We start from the raw sequence: 292 nt of genomic DNA, 5'->3' as shown, positions 1-292 counted from the left end.
GGGTTCACCCCCATTTTTTAATACTAAATATCTAATTTAGGTAAGTTTCTAACAATCTTCATTGTTTCAAGACTGACAGTAATCACTCGTAAAAACAGATTGAGAGGGTATGATGGATCATTCATTGTTTCGATTGCCCAATCATTCGCATCATTCACAATGCCACTGTCTTTATGCGTAGATACGCCTTGGCGTTCCATAACCCATTCGAGTGCAGGCTTGCCATTTACAACGTAGTCATAGGCTTCTAATGGGATATTTTCGATAGTGATAGCATTATTATAAACAACGG

Annotated in this window: 1 protein-coding gene; it reads right to left on the bottom strand. The window is 38.0% G+C overall.

What is annotated here, in order from left to right:
• Nucleotides 1-23: 23 nt before the first annotated feature.
• On the bottom strand, nucleotides 24-292 hold a 269-nt coding region (locus DPG01_RS18675; RefSeq protein WP_322873884.1), incomplete at its 5' end, for a type ISP restriction/modification enzyme.

It is taken from the genome of Acinetobacter sp. WCHAc060042 (assembly GCF_003231195.1).
Taxonomy (GTDB): Bacteria; Pseudomonadota; Gammaproteobacteria; order Pseudomonadales; family Moraxellaceae; genus Acinetobacter.
Note: the sequence above shows the minus strand (reverse complement) of the source record. Positions and strands in the feature narration are given on the sequence as shown.